The organism is Colwellia sp. BRX10-1 (assembly GCF_014077545.1).
In the GTDB taxonomy this organism is placed as follows: domain Bacteria; phylum Pseudomonadota; class Gammaproteobacteria; order Enterobacterales; family Alteromonadaceae; genus Colwellia_A.
The window spans coordinates 66,151-82,572 of sequence record NZ_JACGWC010000017.1 but is presented as its reverse complement, the minus strand read 5'-3'; the positions used below and the strand labels follow the sequence as shown (position 1 = coordinate 82,572).

The following is a 16,422-nucleotide window of genomic DNA, read 5'->3' as shown; positions in this document are numbered from 1 at the left end:
GCGTCTTTTTTTATATCTAGATTTTAGTGAAATAGTCAAAACAGCCAAAGTTACTAACACAGAGCAGGTGTTGTATCGCTGTACCTAAAAGAAGCATCGCATAATTGCAGATTTTAGTGCTCACGGGAATTCAAGAAAAGACGCTTAGGCGTCTTTTTTTATATTTAAATTTTAACAAAACAGTCAAAGTCGCTAACACAGAGCAGGTGTTAATAACTTTGCAGTTCAATGAGACTGTCTGGCCTCACTCCTTATGCCTGTAAACGGTCAAACTTCATAAATTGTAACAAATACCTTAACTTTAATTCTTAATAGCAGCTTTATTATTACTTTTTTTAGATTATAGTGAACAAATGATTGTTATAGGATGACCCCAATGAGTAATGAAACTAAAAAGATATTAGTAGTTGATGATGATATGCGCCTTCGAGCGCTTTTAGAGCGATATTTAGTTGAACAAGGGTTTGCTGTGCGTACTGCGGCGAGTTCAGAGCAAATGGATCGTTTACTTGAGAGAGAGAATTTTCACTTGTTAGTCTTAGATTTGATGTTACCTGGCGAAGATGGCTTATCTATATGTCGTCGCTTACGTCAACAATCTAATGATATGCCAATTGTCATGCTAACCGCCAAAGGCGATGAAGTTGATCGTATTATTGGTTTGGAACTCGGTGCTGATGATTACATGCCAAAACCTTTTAACCCAAGAGAATTATTAGCGCGAATTAAAGCTGTGTTGAGACGTAGGGTACAAGAAGCTCCTGGCGCTCCTTCACAAGAAGAGAACATTGTTTCTTTCGGTGAGTATCAACTTAACCTTGCCACTAGAGAGATGGTAAAAGGCGATATTAATATGCCTTTAACGAGTGGCGAATTTGCTGTTTTAAAAGCCCTGATCACTCACCCGAGAGAGCCACTGTCTCGTGATAAACTGATGAATTTAGCGCGTGGTCGTGATTATTCAGCTTTAGAGCGTAGTATTGATGTACAGGTTTCACGTTTAAGAAGAATGTTAGAAGTAGATCCGGCAAAACCTCGTTATATTCAAACGGTTTGGGGTTTAGGCTACGTCTTTGTGCCTGAAGGTAAAGAAGTCAATTAGTGCGTTTAACACCGTTACCTACCTTATATAAGCGAAGACCCTACTATGGATGTAAACCATGAAAATATTGCCACGTAGTGCCTTTGGGCAAACCGTACTCTTGATTGGTTTTTTACTCTTGATTAATCAAGTTGTTTCTTGGGTATCAATGGTTTATTACATCATCCAACCTAATACTCAGCTAACTAATGAGTTGTTAGCAAAACAAGTACGGGTTGTGCTTATTGATATTGATGATGATCTGCTTAGAAAGGCATTCTCAAGATCATTTCAAGAAAAAACGGGCATTGAAGTTTATCGTGAAAGTGACGCATTATCGTCAGGGTTGGCAGAAGCTACCTATCTTGCGCATCGCTCTAAAGAGATGTCAAAATTACTTGATGGCGATGCTGAACTGAGACTGACCCAAGGAGGGGAGCAATATATATTCTGGATCAGGCCTCCGCAAGCGCCACATTATTGGATCAGAATTCCCCTTTCAGGTCTAGAAGAAGCAAACTTTTCTCCGCTTACAGTGGTGTTAATGTTTCTGGGCCTATTAAGTGTCATTGGCGGTTGGTTGTTTGTTCGGCAAATAAATCGTCCTTTAAAAGCATTACAAAAAGCCGCAGAAGATGTCGGGCGTGGCGAGTTTCCTCAGCCATTAGCCGAGTTAGGAACCACTGAAATTGTTGCGGTAACTCAAGCTTTTAATCATATGTCTCGAGGTATAAAACAGCTCGAAGACGATCGTAACTTATTGATGGCCGGAATTTCTCATGATTTACGCACGCCATTAACCAGAATTCGCCTTGCGGCGGAGATGATGTCAACACAAGATGAGTTTTTAAAAGAGGGTATCGAAGGCGATATTGATGATATGAACAGTATTATTGATCAGTTTATCGACTACATTCGCCATAACAGTAAAGATAAGCCTGAGCTTTGCGATCTCAATCACTTAATTAATGATGTGATGCAAACCGAACTTATTTATGGTCGGCAGATAAATTTTTCAGAGCAAGAACTACCTGAAATACCGCTACGCTTTGTTGCGATGAAGAGAGCGGTTGCTAACATTATTCAGAATGCCTTACGTTACTCTGATGGAGATATTGATATTATTACCGGGATTTCAGCGGATAAAAAGTCAGTGTATTTCTGTGTGTCTGACAACGGCCCTGGTATTCCTGAAGAAGATATAGAACGTTTGTTCCAACCTTTTACGCAAGGGGATAAAGCGCGAGGCACAGAAGGAAGTGGTTTAGGCTTAGCGATAATAAAGAAGATAGTGAATACTCATGGTGGTGATGTTCTGTTAACTAACCGTGCTGAAGGCGGTTTATCAGCCAAGGTTTTATTACCCATTAAATAAATTTTCTGAAATTCACATAGTAACCGTGCGTTGCACAATGGACTGATGCAATAGAAGGCATGTCTCACTAAGAATGGTCATGCTGTGATGACTGTTCATCCTGAACAGAAAAAAGCCGCTAAACGTTAAGTTTAGCGGCTTTTTAGTGATAACATTTAAATATTAAGTCTTTATAGCTGAGGTCCAGCATCGACTAATGACTTACCATTATCAGTATCAGTAAACTTACTAAAGTTTTTAACAAAGCGCTTAGCTAAATCTTCTGCTTTAGTGTTCCACTCTTCTTTATCTGTGTAAGTATCACGAGGGTCAAGAATATCGCCTTCAACCCCTGCAACACTCGTTGGGATTTCTAAATTAAATAACGGTAAAACAGTAGTTTCAGCGCTATCTATAGAACCATCTAGAATCGAATCAATAATCGCACGAGTAGCCTTTATTGAGATACGTTTACCCGTACCATTCCAACCGGTGTTAACTAAGTAAGCTTCAGCACCAACGGCTTGCATACGTTTACGTAGAACTTCAGCATACTGAGTAGGGTGCAAGCTTAGGAAGGCTGCGCCAAAACAACTTGAGAATGTCGGAGTCGGCTTGGTAATACCACGCTCAGTTCCAGCAAGTTTAGCTGTAAAACCAGATAAAAAGTAATATTCAGTTTGTGCGGGGGTTAACTTTGAAACAGGTGGTAATACACCAAAAGCATCGGCAGTTAAGAAAATAACTTTTTTCGCATGACCAGCACGAGAAATAGGCTTAACAATATTTTCAATATGATCAATTGGGTAAGACACACGGGTATTTTCAGTTTTTGAGTTATCATCAAAATCAATTTTACCGTGTTCATCAACGCTAACATTTTCTAATAATGCATTTCGACGTATCGCATTATAAATATCAGGTTCATTTTCTTTGCTTAAGTTGATCGTTTTAGCGTAACAACCACCTTCAAAGTTAAACACACCATTATCATCCCAGCCATGTTCGTCATCGCCGATAAGTTGACGCTTTGGATCTGTAGAAAGCGTTGTTTTACCTGTACCTGATAAGCCGAAAAATACCGCTACATCGCCTTCTTCACCGACGTTTGCACTACAGTGCATTGAAGCAATACCTTTTAAAGGTAATAGGTAGTTCATCATTGAGAACATACCTTTTTTCATTTCTCCGCCGTACCAAGTACCGCCGATCAATTGAATTTTTTCAGTAAGGTTAAAGGCAACAAAGTTTTCAGAGTTAAGACCTTGTTCTTGCCATTTATCGTTAGTTGTTTTAGCACCATTCATTACGATGAAATCGGGTTCGTAATCTTTCAACTCTTCATCTGAAGGGCGAATAAACATGTTTTTAACAAAGTGAGCTTGCCATGCAACTTGAGTGATAAAGCGAACTTTTAAGCGTGTATCGGCATTAGCACCACAGTAAGTATCGACAACAAATAAACGCTGTTTAGAAAGTTGAGTAGTCACTAAAGTCTTTAAATGATCCCAAGTTTCTTGCGTCATTGGTTTGTTATCATTCTTACCTTGATCAGACCACCAAACCGTATCACGGCTAGTATCATCACGAACAATATATTTATCTTTAGGTGAGCGACCGGTAAAAATACCCGTATCGACGTTAACCGCACCAAGTTCGGTTTCTATGCCTTTATCAAAACCAGTCAGTTCAGACTTAGTTTCTTCAGCAAAGAGTAACTCGTAAGACGGATTGTAAACAATCTCGGCAACATCATTGATGCCATATACAGATAAATCAATTGAGCTTTCTAAAGAAGCCATAGCGAATACTCTCCTAAAAGTACGACAGTGAACATTTTGTGTTAAACATGTTTGAGAACGCAATTTTAGGCGATTATTAGACAAAACGAAAGCAAAATTTCTTTCGTTGTGAAAGTTTTCACTATAACTTTCATTTATAGTGGTAGGGGGGAAGATACGGTGACTGAGTAATTAAACTAAATATTTTACCATTAGAACCATGTTAATTTATTTTAATTGTTTTATTACAAGAACTTATTGCTGGTTTTGCTTTATGGGAGAGACTGTAGATTATGCTGTTGATTCGCATAATCTACAGTGAATTTATTTTTGTAAAAGGAACAAAACAATTAAATAAATGTTTTGTTCTGTAAGGAATAAGTTGCAAATGAAAGTTATAAAAGTCAAAAGCTGACAATAGCGACAAGTTACAGCAAGTATCTCACTAACATTTGTCAGGCGACTAATGATATTGGAAGAAAATTACTGCCTGGTTAAAATATATCGCCGTTACTACTCTCATCAAAAATACGTGAGCCATCAAGTATTTCACTACTATTATCTTGTGTTACCGATTCTGTTGGCGCGGTGCCAAACTGAAAGTATTCAAAAAAGCTGGTTTTATCTGTTTTATTGGTCAGTTTACCGCTGCTTTTATCAATGCGTACTGACACTATATCAACAGGCTGAATAAAAGGTTCTTCAGGATGAGCAACTAATGCAACTTCCATAAAGTCTATCCAAGCTGGTTGTGCTGATTTTGCACCAGCTTCGCCACCGGTAATTTGATATTTATCGAGATTGCTATTATAACGTGTTTTACCCAAACTTCTGCCAGGGTCATCAAAGCCTACCCAAGAAGTAGTGACCAATCGACGGCTAAAGCCTGAAAACCACGCATCTTTTGATTGATTTGTTGTCCCTGTTTTTCCTGCAATATCATGTCGTTTTAATGTTTGTGCGCGCCATCCTGTTCCTCGCCAAAACGGTTTCATTTGATAATCTGAACCCCAAATTGCCGCATTTAATGCTTGTGTCACTAAAAAAGCGTTCTGCGGGCTAATCACTCGTTCAGCTTTAATAAGTGGACGTAGGTCTTTTTCAGCTAAAAGCTCAAGCGGGACTGAGGAATTATTAATATCTCGTTGCTTAATTTCTAGTGAACATATGTCACAGGCAATAGCTGGATTTGCTTGGAAGAGGACTTTACCAAACGAATCTTCTATTCTATCAATTAAATAGGGTCTGATTAAATAGCCGCCGTTCGCGAAGGTTGCAAATCCGGTGGCCACTTCTAATGGTGTTAGAGATGCAGAGCCTAGAGCAAGTGTTTCGTTTCGTGGTAAATCGTTGGGTACAAAGCCAAAGGCTGCTAAATGCGGAATTATTTTGTCTAATCCAACCGCTCTTAATAGTCTAACGGCGATAACATTTTTAGATTGTGCAAGTGCTAATCGAACCCGAATGTCGCCGTTATAAATAGGGGGAGAGTTTTCTGGACGCCAAACTGAACCTGAACTTTCATCCCATTGGTTAATTGGCGCATCATTGACAAGTGTGGCTAAGGTAAAGCCATTATCTAAAGCGGCGGAGTAAATAAAGGGCTTTATGTTAGAGCCCACTTGTCGTTTTGCCTGTGTAACTCGATTAAACTGGCTTTGCTGAAAGCTAAATCCGCCAATAGCTGCTTTTATCGCACCATTATCTGTTGATAAAGAGACGAGAGCAGAACTCACTTCTGGTAGCTGGCTTAATGTAAAACCCTGCGCGGTTTTAATAACAAAGACAACATCGCCATATTGGAGTATTTCATTGGCAAGCTTAGGTGCAGCGCCCTGTTTTTCATCATTAATAAATTCGCGTGCCCACGACATGCCTTGCCATAATATATCGCCTTCTTGCAAAGTGATGTGGTTATTATCTTGATGACCTAAAAATTTAATCGTCGCTGACTGTTCAGCAATACCTGTGATCACAGCAGGAAAAAGTGTTTGATAATTATCGATTTTATTAAGCGCTTTGATAACTTCATCATCGCTGAGCTCAGCTACCTTATCAATAGTACTTGTATTTTCAGTTAACTCTGGGCGTAAAGAAACGACTGCGCCACGATATCCATGTCGCAAATCGTATGACAGTAAGTTATCGATTACTGCTTTTTGTGCTGCTCTTTGAAAATCTGAGTTAACCGTTAGATAAACATTGTAGCCACCGGTATAGGCAAGCTCTTTTCCATAGAGATCGACCATCTCTTGGTGTGCCATCTCTGCTATGTATGGCGCATTCAACTCAATTTCTACACTGTGTCTCTTGCCGGTAATAGGGGCTTGGTTTGCTTGTTCCATCTCTGTTGAGTTGATATAGCCTGCGCTATACATACGCTGTAAAACAATTGCGCGATTGGTCTTGGCGTTATCAGGCGAACTTATAGGGTTTCTGTTAGAAGGTGCTTTAGGTAAACCAGCAAGTACCGCTATCTGTGCCAGTGTTAAGTCTTTAACATCTTTACCGTAATATACTTGTGCTGCTGCGCCAAAACCAAAGCTACGATGACTTAACGGTATTTTATTCATGTACAGGGCGAGTATTTCATCTTTTGTGAGTAAACTTTCAATATGGAAAGTTAAAAATATTTCACGGATTTTTCGAGTGTAGGTTACTTCAGAGGATAAGAAAAAGTTTCGTGCCACTTGCATGGTAATGGTACTTGCACCCCCTTTGTTTTGTCCCATCAGTTTACCGAGTACAGCTCTGCCTAGTCCAATTGGGTCGACGCCAAAATGTGAATAAAAGCGATCGTCTTCACTGGCTAAAATGGCGTTAATCAGTTGTTGTGGAAATTCGTTAAGCTTTAAGGGGATGCGTTTTTTTTCGCCAAACTGATTGATTAACTTATTATCGGCACTAAAAATTTGCATCGGCGTTTGCCATTGCATGTCTTTTAATGAAGTCACACTGGGCAATTCACTGCGCATTGATAAATATAAAGCGGCTAAAGACAAACAAGCTAAAAATATAAAGATTAGCCCTACTTTTATGAGACGTTTAAATAAAAGCACTAAATTTTTCTCTCAATATTGGACAAAAAAACGATTAATAACACTAGTATATCCTTTAAAAGCATGTAATAAATGTATTTATCTCAGGTTTATGCCTAATATAAAGCAATGCAATAATGTTTATTTAAATTTATTTATTTAAATTGTGTCGTTATTAGTGAATTTACTCATATTAGTAGGATGTTATGCTCAGCAGTCTTTTTAAAAAGAATACATCTTTAATAGTTGGTATTGATATTGGTTCTCATGCAATAAAAGCGGTTTTGTTAAGTCAAGACGATGAAGGGTATGTGCTGGAAGCATTAGCAACAGAAGTTATGCCCCGTGGCGCTATTATTGACCGAGAAATCCAAGACATTGATGCCGTTGGCAAAGTTGTTACTAAAATCAGAAAAGAAATTACCTCTTCAGTCAATCAAGCTGCAGCAGCCGTTTCTGGACAAACCGTTATTACTAAAGTTATCTATATGGACGTTAATTTGTCTGAGCACGAGCTCGCCAGTCAAATTGAAATTGAAGCCGATAGTTTAATTCCTTACCCTTTAGATGAGGTTAGTTTAGATTTTGAAAAACTGGACATTAATGAATCAGACCCAACCAAGGTTAATGTTTTATTAAGTGCTGCTCGAACCGAATCAGTAGAAGCGAGAGTTGCGGCTTTAGAATTGGGAGGATTTCAAACTAAGGTTATTGATGTTGAGTCATATGCCGTGAGTCGAGCCTACGATTTAAGTTTATCGCAATTACCCGATGATGCTAAAGACAAAACGGTTGCTATAGTTGATGTGGGCGCGGTGATGACCTTGTTTTCGGTGACTGATGCTGGCGCACATATTTATAGCCGGGATCAACTCTTTGGCGGCGAACAATACACTCGATCAATTGTTTCATATTATAATCAAACCTTTGAAGAAGCCGAGCATGCCAAAATAACGAATGACTTGCCGCCTAATTATACCTTTGAAGTTTTAGGACCGTTTCACACCATTTTTACACAGCAAATTCGCCGTGCAATACAAATGTTCTTAACCTCTAGTGGGAAAAAGAAAGTAGATTATATTATTGTTTCAGGTGGTAGTGCTAATGTTGAAGGTCTTGAAGCCTTGTTAACTGAAGAATTAGGTATCCATACTATTATTGCCAATCCTTTTAAATCGATGACAGTTGCCGACAGTGTAGATAAAGATGTGTTAGATAAAACCGCCGCTCAATATATGGTAGCAGCAGGTTTAGCATTGAGGAGCTTTGTTTCATGGCATTTATAAATCTACTCCCATGGCGCGAAGAAGCCGAAAAAGCCAAACAACGTGAGTATTTTACCCTACTTACTATTGTTGCCGTAATCGCCTTCGCACTGGTTTTTATTATTAGTCAATTTTACCAAATGCGTATTGATGGTCAAAATTCACGTAATCAGTTTTTAAAAACAGAAATTGCTCTTCTAGACGCCCGTATTATAAAAATTAAAAACTTAAACGAAAAGAAAAAAGAATTACAAAAAAGAACTCAAGTGGTTGAACAACTTCAGCGCAGCCGAAATGTGGGTACCCAAGTTTTTGATGAAATAGCTAAAATAGTGCCAACAGGTGTTTATTTGACCCGTCTTGAAAAACAGGGCAACAGTATTAACATCGTTGGCAAAAGTGAATCGAATAATCATTTAGCGAATATGATCCGTGAAATAGAGCGCTCGGTGTTATTTACCGATGCAATTTTAGAATCTATTACGACCAATGAAGCAAAAAACAAATTATTGAGTGACTTTAAAATGCGGGTGCGTATTAAAGGCTTATTAAATAGTGGAGATGACGGAAAAGTCATCACTAACGGAGGTAAATCATGAACATAGATTTAACTCAATTCTTTGAACAATTTGAAGGTTTAGAGGCTGATAACGTTGGGCAATGGCCAAAAGCTGCCAAAATAACATTAGCCGTTTTTATCGCTATCGTGGTTTTGGTGTTAGGTTATTTTTTATTAATCAGTGATAAAATAACAACACTCGATAATTACGCGGCGGAAGAAGTTACACTAAAAAGCCAATATCAAATAAAATACCATGTTGCTGCCAATTTAGAGTTATTTGAGCAGCAAATGAAAGAGGCAGAGGCCTTATTTGCCAATCAATTAAGAAGTTTGCCTGAAAGTCATGAAACCCCTGGCTTACTTGATGATATAACTTTTGTTGGGACAACAAGTGGGCTGAAATTTGTTAAGCTTAATTGGCAGCCAGAAATAACCCGTGAAATTTATATTGAACTTCCTATTGATATTGAAGTGGTTGGTTCTTATCATGAGTTTGGTAACTTTGTCAGTAAAATTGCTGGGTTACCTCGAATTGTTACTTTGCATGACTTTGATGTCGACATTAACAATATGGAAAATGGTTTGCTGGGTTTAAAACTACAAGCAAAAACTTATCGTTATCGAGAGGCTGAAGAAAAATGAAAAAGTCAGTCTTATTTATTGCGCTTGTTATCAGTGTCAGTGGTTGCTTTGATGATACCAGTGATTTACGAACCCATATAGCGACAGTGCAGGCAAATACACCTAATGTTATTAAACCTATGCCGGTAATTTCAAAGTTTGGTCATTTTGACTATTCAGCGCAAGGGTTACGAAGTCCATTTGATAAACCAGAAGTTGAAGCAATCCAACAGAAAATTCAACAGATGTCAGGATGTTTGAGTCCAGATCCTCGTCGCCGTAAGCAGCCCTTGGAAAAGTATCCGCTCAGCAATTTATCAATGCGAGGAACTTTAGGAGAACAAGAGATTATTTGGGCACTTGTTGAGGCCTCTGATGCAACCTTACATCGAGTTGCTGTTGGAAGTTATTTAGGGTTGAATCATGGTCGCATTACAATGGTGAATCCATTTGATGTTAAAGTTAGAGAATTAATTGCTGATGGCGCTGGTTGTTGGGTCGAACGTGAGACGACACTTAAAATGGTCAAGTCAGGTACAGAGGGGCAAGGGAAGTAATGTTGCTATTTAATAAAATAAAAACTAATCAGTCAGTTACATTAACGGTAACGCGAAGTGTTATCACCGCAGTGATGCTCTATTCTTTGGCTTTTTCGGCATGGTCTAGTGATCTAATCGGTATTAAATATAATACTTTACAGAACGATGAAATAGAGTTGCAGTTTGAACTCACCGAAACCATTGTTAATCCACCCGTGATGAAAACGGCGATGAATCCTGCTCAAATTAGCATTACCTTTGATGCGAATGAGTTTAATGAAAAGTTATTAAAAACCATTGTTGAACATGCCGGTGTTAGTCATGTTAGCGTGCAAAAATTAGCAGGAAAAGTGGTTGCTACGGTTCACTTAGATCAACTGTCAGTTTTTGATATTAAGCAAAATGGTAAGTTCTTCTCATTAATTCTCAATAAAGGTGTGGGCGACTCGCCGATTACCCAGGTCAATCCATTAGGTAATACCTTTATTAACAACATTGATTCGATAGATTTTCGTAATGGTGAAAACAATGAAGCACAAATACTGGTTTACCTTGATGACAGTATGGTTGCTGTTGATGTGACAGACAAACTCGGCAAGCTGTATATCGAATTCCATAACACCCAAATTATTGACGATTTACTTTATAAATTAGATGTTACCGACTTTGGTACGTTAGTTACTGGCATCGAAACCTTTAGAGAGGGACGTAATGCCAAGTTTATTGTCGATATCAATAGTGATTTTACTTTTAAGCATCAACAGATTAATAATGTTTTTTCATTAACCGTTGTTAAAAATGATAAGGCGCCCGGTTACTTAGAAGAAGATGGTGATTTTAGTGGTCGCGCTATTTCTTTAAATTTTCAAGACATTCCTGTTCGTACCGTTTTACAAATTATTGCTGATTACAATGGCTTTAACTTAGTGACCAGCGATAGCGTCTCTGGAAATGTGACTTTGCGTTTAGACGGCGTGCCATGGGATCAGGCCCTTGATATTATATTAAAAGTTAAAGGCTTAGATAAGCGTATGGAAGGCAACATTTTAATGGTTGCTCCGAGCGACGAACTTTCTGCCCGTGAAGCACGTGATTTACAAGCTAAACAGCAAGTCGCTGAGCTTGCGCCACTCTACTCTGAATATGTACAAGTAAATTATGCTAAGGCAACCGACTTTGCTAACTTAATTAAAAATGATGACAACAGTATTTTGTCAACACGTGGCAGTGTCAGTGTTGACGAGAGAACGAATACCTTATTAATTCGTGATACGGCGAAAAGTATCGAAGATATAAAGCGTATGGTCAATGTTTTAGATATTCCTGTACGACAAGTGATTATAGAAGCGCGTATGGTCACAGTGAAAGACAGCATTAATGAAGAGTTAGGTATACGCTGGGGGGTTACTGATACTGACGGGGAATATGCGGGCTCTGGCTCCTTAGAGGGGGCTAATTCTGCGGCAAGTGGGCTGGTACCTAATTTAGCTGACCGATTAAATGTTAACTTACCCGTAGCAAACCCAGCAGGTAGTATTGCTTTTCAAGTGGCGCGATTAGCCGATGGTACTATATTGGATCTTGAGTTGAGCGCGATGGAGAAAGAAAACAAGGGTGAAATTATCGCAAGCCCAAGAATTACTACGGCAAATCAAAAACAAGCGTATATTGAACAGGGGGTCGAAATTCCCTATCAAGAAGCATCATCAAGTGGCGCGACATCAACCCAATTTAAAAAAGCTGTGCTTAGTTTAACGGTAACACCACACATTACCCCAGACGATCGTATTATTCTTGATTTAGTTGTTACTCAAGATACCGTCTCTGATGTACAAAGTGGCCAAGCACCCGCAATTGATACTCAGCGAATAGGTACACAAGTGCTAGTTAATAATGGCGAAACGATTGTTCTTGGCGGAATTTATCAACAAGCAATTATCAGTACAGTATCAAAAGTACCTGTTTTAGGCGACATTCCCTATTTTGGTTGGCTATTTAGAAATAGCAACAACTTTAATGAGAAAAAAGAATTATTAATTTTTGTGACACCACGCATCGTAACTGAGCGTTTTTAAACAACTTTGTGAGTTACTGAGTAATTTCATTTTATTTTCGTCTTAGTTAACTTGCAATGTACACCGAACAATTGCGATAATTACGCCCTCAAAATTTTCGGAGGGGGTTCCCTCATATTTGTAAACGTAATTATTTATACGAGCTGAAGTTAATCTAATGGCAGAAAAACGTAATATTTTCCTTATCGGCCCTATGGGCGCTGGTAAAAGCACAATTGGTAGAGAATTAGCTGATAGGCTACATCTTGAGTTTTTTGACTCTGATCAGGAAATAGAGCGCCGAACAGGTGCAGACATCGCATGGGTTTTTGATCTTGAAGGCGAAGAAGGCTTTCGTAAAAGAGAAGAAGGTGTAATTGAAGACCTAAGTGAAAAACAAGGTATTGTTTTAGCGACTGGTGGTGGTTCAGTGATAAGTACACAAGTACGTAATCGCTTATCGGCACGAGGCATAGTTGTCTACTTAGAAACAACTATAGACAAGCAAGTGGCTCGTACGCAGCGTGATCGTAAACGTCCATTGTTGCAAACCTCTGAAGAACCACGCACAGTACTTGAGAATCTAGCAATAGAACGCAATCCTTTATATGAAGAAATTGCTGACGTTATTGTAAAAACAGATGATCAAAGTGCTAAAGTTGTTGCCCATAAAATTGTTGAGCGCTTAGATTTCTAAAAGCGGCTAGGCACTCAAAAAAAGACCTAAAAATGACAACGCTAAATGTTGAACTCGGTACACGCAGTTACCCCATCTATATTGATAGCGGACTATTAACTAATAATAGTCTGCTTACTCAGCATATTCGTGGTAAACGAGTATGCATCGTTTCTAATAATATTGTTAAGCCGTTATATCTTGCTACTTTAAAAGCAAAATTAAGCGCTTTCGACGTTGACGAAATAATATTACCTGATGGCGAAGCTCAAAAGTCACTTGCAAACTTTGATGTGATCATGTCACATTTATTGGCCAATGGTCATGGGCGAGATTCGACATTAATTGCTTTAGGCGGCGGTGTTATTGGTGATATTACCGGCTTTGCAGCCGCATGTTACCAACGCGGAATCAACTTTATTCAAGTTCCAACCACATTACTTTCACAAGTCGACTCTTCTGTCGGTGGTAAGACAGCGGTTAATCATCCTTTAGGTAAAAACATGATTGGCGCTTTCTACCAGCCAAAAGCTGTTCTTATTGATATTGATAGCCTTAGCACTTTACCTATCCGCGAATTCAATGCGGGCATGGCTGAGGTGATTAAGTACGGTATCTTAGGTGATAGTGATTTTTTTGCTTGGTTAGAAAGCAATATTGAAAAAATAAAATCAGCGGATAAAAACACACTGATTGAAATGGTTAAAACTTGCTGTCAATGCAAAGCAGATATTGTTGCCGCTGATGAGACCGAATCCGGCGTAAGGGCATTATTGAATTTAGGCCATACCTTTGGTCATGCTATCGAAGCCGATCAAGGTTACGGTAACTGGCTTCATGGTGAAGCTGTCGCTACTGGCATGGTACTTGCCTCTAAGTTATCAGTAGCAATGAATTTGCTTGAAGCGTCAGATCTTCGTCGTATAGAAACATTAATTGCCGCGTTTGATTTACCATTAACAGCGCCTGAAAGTATGGGCTTTGAAGAATTTATTTGTCACATGCGTCGTGACAAAAAGAATTTGGCAGGTGTATTACGTTTAATCGTACCCACCGCTATTGGTCAATCAGAAATGCGTGATGATATTAGTGAGGAGATGCTTCAACAAATTCTGTAATTTTAATACAGAACAGGTGAAACATGTCTGCACAAGCACATGCCACAGAATATAACGCTCCACAAAGTGTAACAACCATTAGTGCTAACGCACGCGTTGATTATATTTTACGCTTTTCAAAGCATGCCGTTTTGGTTGTTGACCAAGATGCCAATGTTTATTCTCAAGTAGCGAGTCAGTTTCTTGGCTCTTTGGGTAATGATCACAATGCTGCTTTTATCGCTATATCACCTAAATTAAACGATATTCAAATTCGCTGTCGTATTGTTGAGCAACTTTTCGCTGACACTCTATTTGATCCTGAGCAGTCTTTAGCTGTTAGCTTGATCAATTTATCTAAGCAAGAAAAGCAAACCATTGATATTGTCATCGAACACGCCCAGTTTCTCTCCGTACAGATTTTGCATGAACTATGTCAATTAACTGACATAGCTAAAAAAGCCAATTATGCAATCAGTGTGCTTATGCTTGGTACGCCAAAAGCTGGACTTTTATTGGCGCAAAATAAATCACTATTCCATAAAAAAATCTCAGTTTTATCTGGAGAAACAGGTCAGTTATTAACCCTTAACTCCAAAGCATTCAAAGTGAAGACATCACTTTTTACCTTCAGTCGTTTTACGAAGTGGACCTTAATTTTTATCTGTTTCGTGATTTGCTTAGGGGCAACAGGTTATTGGTTGTTTCAACAAGATGTTTTTAGTGCGAACACCCAGCTTAAATTAAAAGCGGTACCAGCAAACTCGACCAGTATTATTTCAGCCTATAATAAAAATGTGAGTGCTCCAGCGAAGAGTGAAGATATATTTCTTTCGTTAACCGCACCCGACCCAGGGATAAAGGTTCTAATTAGTCTACCGGCAGAGCCAAATGATATCGTTCAAGCGATTGTCAACGCAGAAAAAGACGTCGTTGAGTCGACAGAGCCAATAGCCACCGCTAAAGTTAAGCGCTTTGCATCGTTTCTTGATAAAAAAGGGGATACTGAAAATAAAGCTTCTGTTACCTTATCAACGGGTAAAACCGTAATAGAGGCTTTATCCGTTAAAAAGTCAGAAAATAAAGTGACCCCCCTGATTACGCAAGCCGCTATTCCAGTAAACTCGATTGAAGATGTTGGCGCCCAAGCCACTTACTATATAAGCGCACCATCGGGCTTTGTTATACAAATTGCTGGTTTTACTCGTCTTTCCGTATATCAGGAGTTTATACCTGATTTTGTCGGTCTCAAGATTAAAAGTTACTACCGACTATTTAACCAACAACCTATGCTAATGATAACCTCTGAGGTTTTTGAGACTCGTTTGGCCGCAGAAAAGGCTGTTACGTTACTGCCAAGTAGTATTAAAGTTTATCAGCCGTGGGTAAAGTCACTTCAAGCAATTAATAATGAAATCAATGCTTATCAAGACTCCCAATAATAAGCTAATCAGGATACAATTCGTTTTCTATTTTAAACGTCTATTTAAGCCTAGCACTTAAATAATGAGTTGTAAGGCAAATGGGTTAAATGATCAAAAAGCATCGAGCATTTTTAAAGTGGGCTGGCGGAAAATACGGCCTCAGCGATGTAATTAATAAAATGTTACCCAAAGGGGAGCGTTTAGTCGAACCTTTTGTCGGTGCTGGTTCAGTATTTCTGAACAGTAATTTTGACCATTACTTGTTAAATGATATAAATCAAGACTTAATCAATCTCTATAATATTATTAAAGAAAACCCACAAAAATTTATCAAAGATTCAGCGATATACTTTACGCCTGAATATAATCAATCTGAAGTTTATTACCGGTTACGCAAAGAGTTTAATGCCAGTAGTGACAGCTACTTTCGTTCGCTGGTATTTCTTTATATGAACCGTCATGGTTATAATGGCTTATGTCGATATAATAAATCGGGCGGTTATAATGTTCCCTTTGGTAAGTATAAACGTCCATATTTTCCTGAAAATGAAATGCTGTATTTTGCCGAAAAAGCTAAGAAAGCCACTTTTGTTTGTGAAGGTTACCGAGAAACTTTTGCCAGGGCAAAAAGTGGCGATGTCATTTACTGTGATCCCCCTTATGTACCATTAAGTAAAACAGCTAGTTTTACCAGTTATGTTGGTAATGGCTTTGGTTTAGATGAGCAAGCTGATTTAGCCAATATTGCTGAAGAAGTCACTGAGCAAGATAAAATATCAGTATTGATCAGTAATCATGACACTATCTGGACACGTAAAATATATGAGCATGCCAGTAAGCAAAAAACGATACAAGTAGCGCGCACTATTAGCCAAAAGGCGAGTAAACGTAATAAAGTTGCAGAGTTACTGGTACTTTATAAGTAAGCTT

General features: G+C 38.6%; 13 protein-coding genes. 11 read left to right on the top strand and 2 right to left on the bottom strand.

The window, feature by feature from the left end:
- Positions 1-376 precede the first annotated feature (376 nt).
- Positions 377-1,102: a two-component system response regulator OmpR gene (gene ompR / locus H4J75_RS13880; RefSeq protein WP_070375641.1), complete on the top strand. Its 726-nt coding sequence runs from the start codon at positions 377-379 to the stop codon at positions 1,100-1,102.
- A gap of 58 nt (positions 1,103-1,160) precedes the next feature.
- A complete protein-coding gene (gene envZ / locus H4J75_RS13875) occupies positions 1,161-2,456 on the top strand; it encodes a two-component system sensor histidine kinase EnvZ (RefSeq protein WP_182213863.1) in 1,296 nt (431 codons plus the stop codon).
- Between the two features lie 170 nt (positions 2,457-2,626).
- Here the strand turns inward: envZ and pckA are convergent, their stop codons facing one another.
- Together pckA and H4J75_RS13865 are read right to left on the bottom strand one after the other, a co-directional pair.
- Entirely contained in the window at positions 2,627-4,237 is a 1,611-nt protein-coding gene (pckA, locus tag H4J75_RS13870; protein ID WP_070375643.1) for a phosphoenolpyruvate carboxykinase (ATP), read from the bottom strand.
- Between the two features lie 473 nt (positions 4,238-4,710).
- Complete coding sequence (locus H4J75_RS13865; protein WP_182213861.1) at positions 4,711-7,275, bottom strand: penicillin-binding protein 1A; 2,565 nt, start codon at positions 7,273-7,275, stop codon at positions 4,711-4,713.
- A gap of 185 nt (positions 7,276-7,460) precedes the next feature.
- Between H4J75_RS13865 and H4J75_RS13860 the strand changes: the two genes are divergently transcribed.
- The 9 genes from H4J75_RS13860 (at position 7,461) to H4J75_RS13820 (ending at position 16,418) form a co-directional block, all read left to right on the top strand.
- Positions 7,461-8,540: a pilus assembly protein PilM gene (locus H4J75_RS13860; RefSeq protein ID WP_182213859.1), complete on the top strand. Its 1,080-nt coding sequence runs from the start codon at positions 7,461-7,463 to the stop codon at positions 8,538-8,540.
- Positions 8,528-9,118: a PilN domain-containing protein gene (locus tag H4J75_RS13855; protein ID WP_070375646.1), complete on the top strand. Its 591-nt coding sequence runs from the start codon at positions 8,528-8,530 to the stop codon at positions 9,116-9,118. Before H4J75_RS13860 ends, H4J75_RS13855 begins: the two co-directional genes overlap by 13 nt.
- Positions 9,115-9,723, top strand: coding sequence for a type 4a pilus biogenesis protein PilO (locus H4J75_RS13850; RefSeq protein WP_182213857.1), 609 nt, complete (start codon positions 9,115-9,117; stop codon positions 9,721-9,723). Before H4J75_RS13855 ends, H4J75_RS13850 begins: the two co-directional genes overlap by 4 nt.
- A complete protein-coding gene (locus H4J75_RS13845; RefSeq protein ID WP_070375648.1) occupies positions 9,720-10,259 on the top strand; it encodes a pilus assembly protein PilP in 540 nt (179 codons plus the stop codon). Before H4J75_RS13850 ends, H4J75_RS13845 begins: the two co-directional genes overlap by 4 nt.
- On the top strand, positions 10,259-12,316 hold the full coding sequence (locus H4J75_RS13840) for a type IV pilus secretin PilQ (protein WP_182213855.1): 2,058 nt from the start codon (positions 10,259-10,261) through the stop codon (positions 12,314-12,316). Before H4J75_RS13845 ends, H4J75_RS13840 begins: the two co-directional genes overlap by 1 nt.
- Before the next feature lie 157 nt (positions 12,317-12,473).
- On the top strand, positions 12,474-12,992 hold the full coding sequence (aroK, locus tag H4J75_RS13835) for a shikimate kinase AroK (protein WP_070375650.1): 519 nt from the start codon (positions 12,474-12,476) through the stop codon (positions 12,990-12,992).
- A 32-nt stretch (positions 12,993-13,024) separates the two neighbouring features.
- Positions 13,025-14,089, top strand: a complete 1,065-nt coding sequence (gene aroB, locus H4J75_RS13830) for a 3-dehydroquinate synthase (protein ID WP_182222463.1) — start codon at positions 13,025-13,027, stop codon at positions 14,087-14,089.
- A gap of 23 nt (positions 14,090-14,112) precedes the next feature.
- Positions 14,113-15,510: an SPOR domain-containing protein gene (locus tag H4J75_RS13825; protein ID WP_182222462.1), complete on the top strand. Its 1,398-nt coding sequence runs from the start codon at positions 14,113-14,115 to the stop codon at positions 15,508-15,510.
- 89 nt (positions 15,511-15,599) lie between these two features.
- Positions 15,600-16,418, top strand: a complete 819-nt coding sequence (locus tag H4J75_RS13820) for a Dam family site-specific DNA-(adenine-N6)-methyltransferase (protein WP_220463144.1) — start codon at positions 15,600-15,602, stop codon at positions 16,416-16,418.
- Positions 16,419-16,422 lie beyond the last annotated feature (4 nt).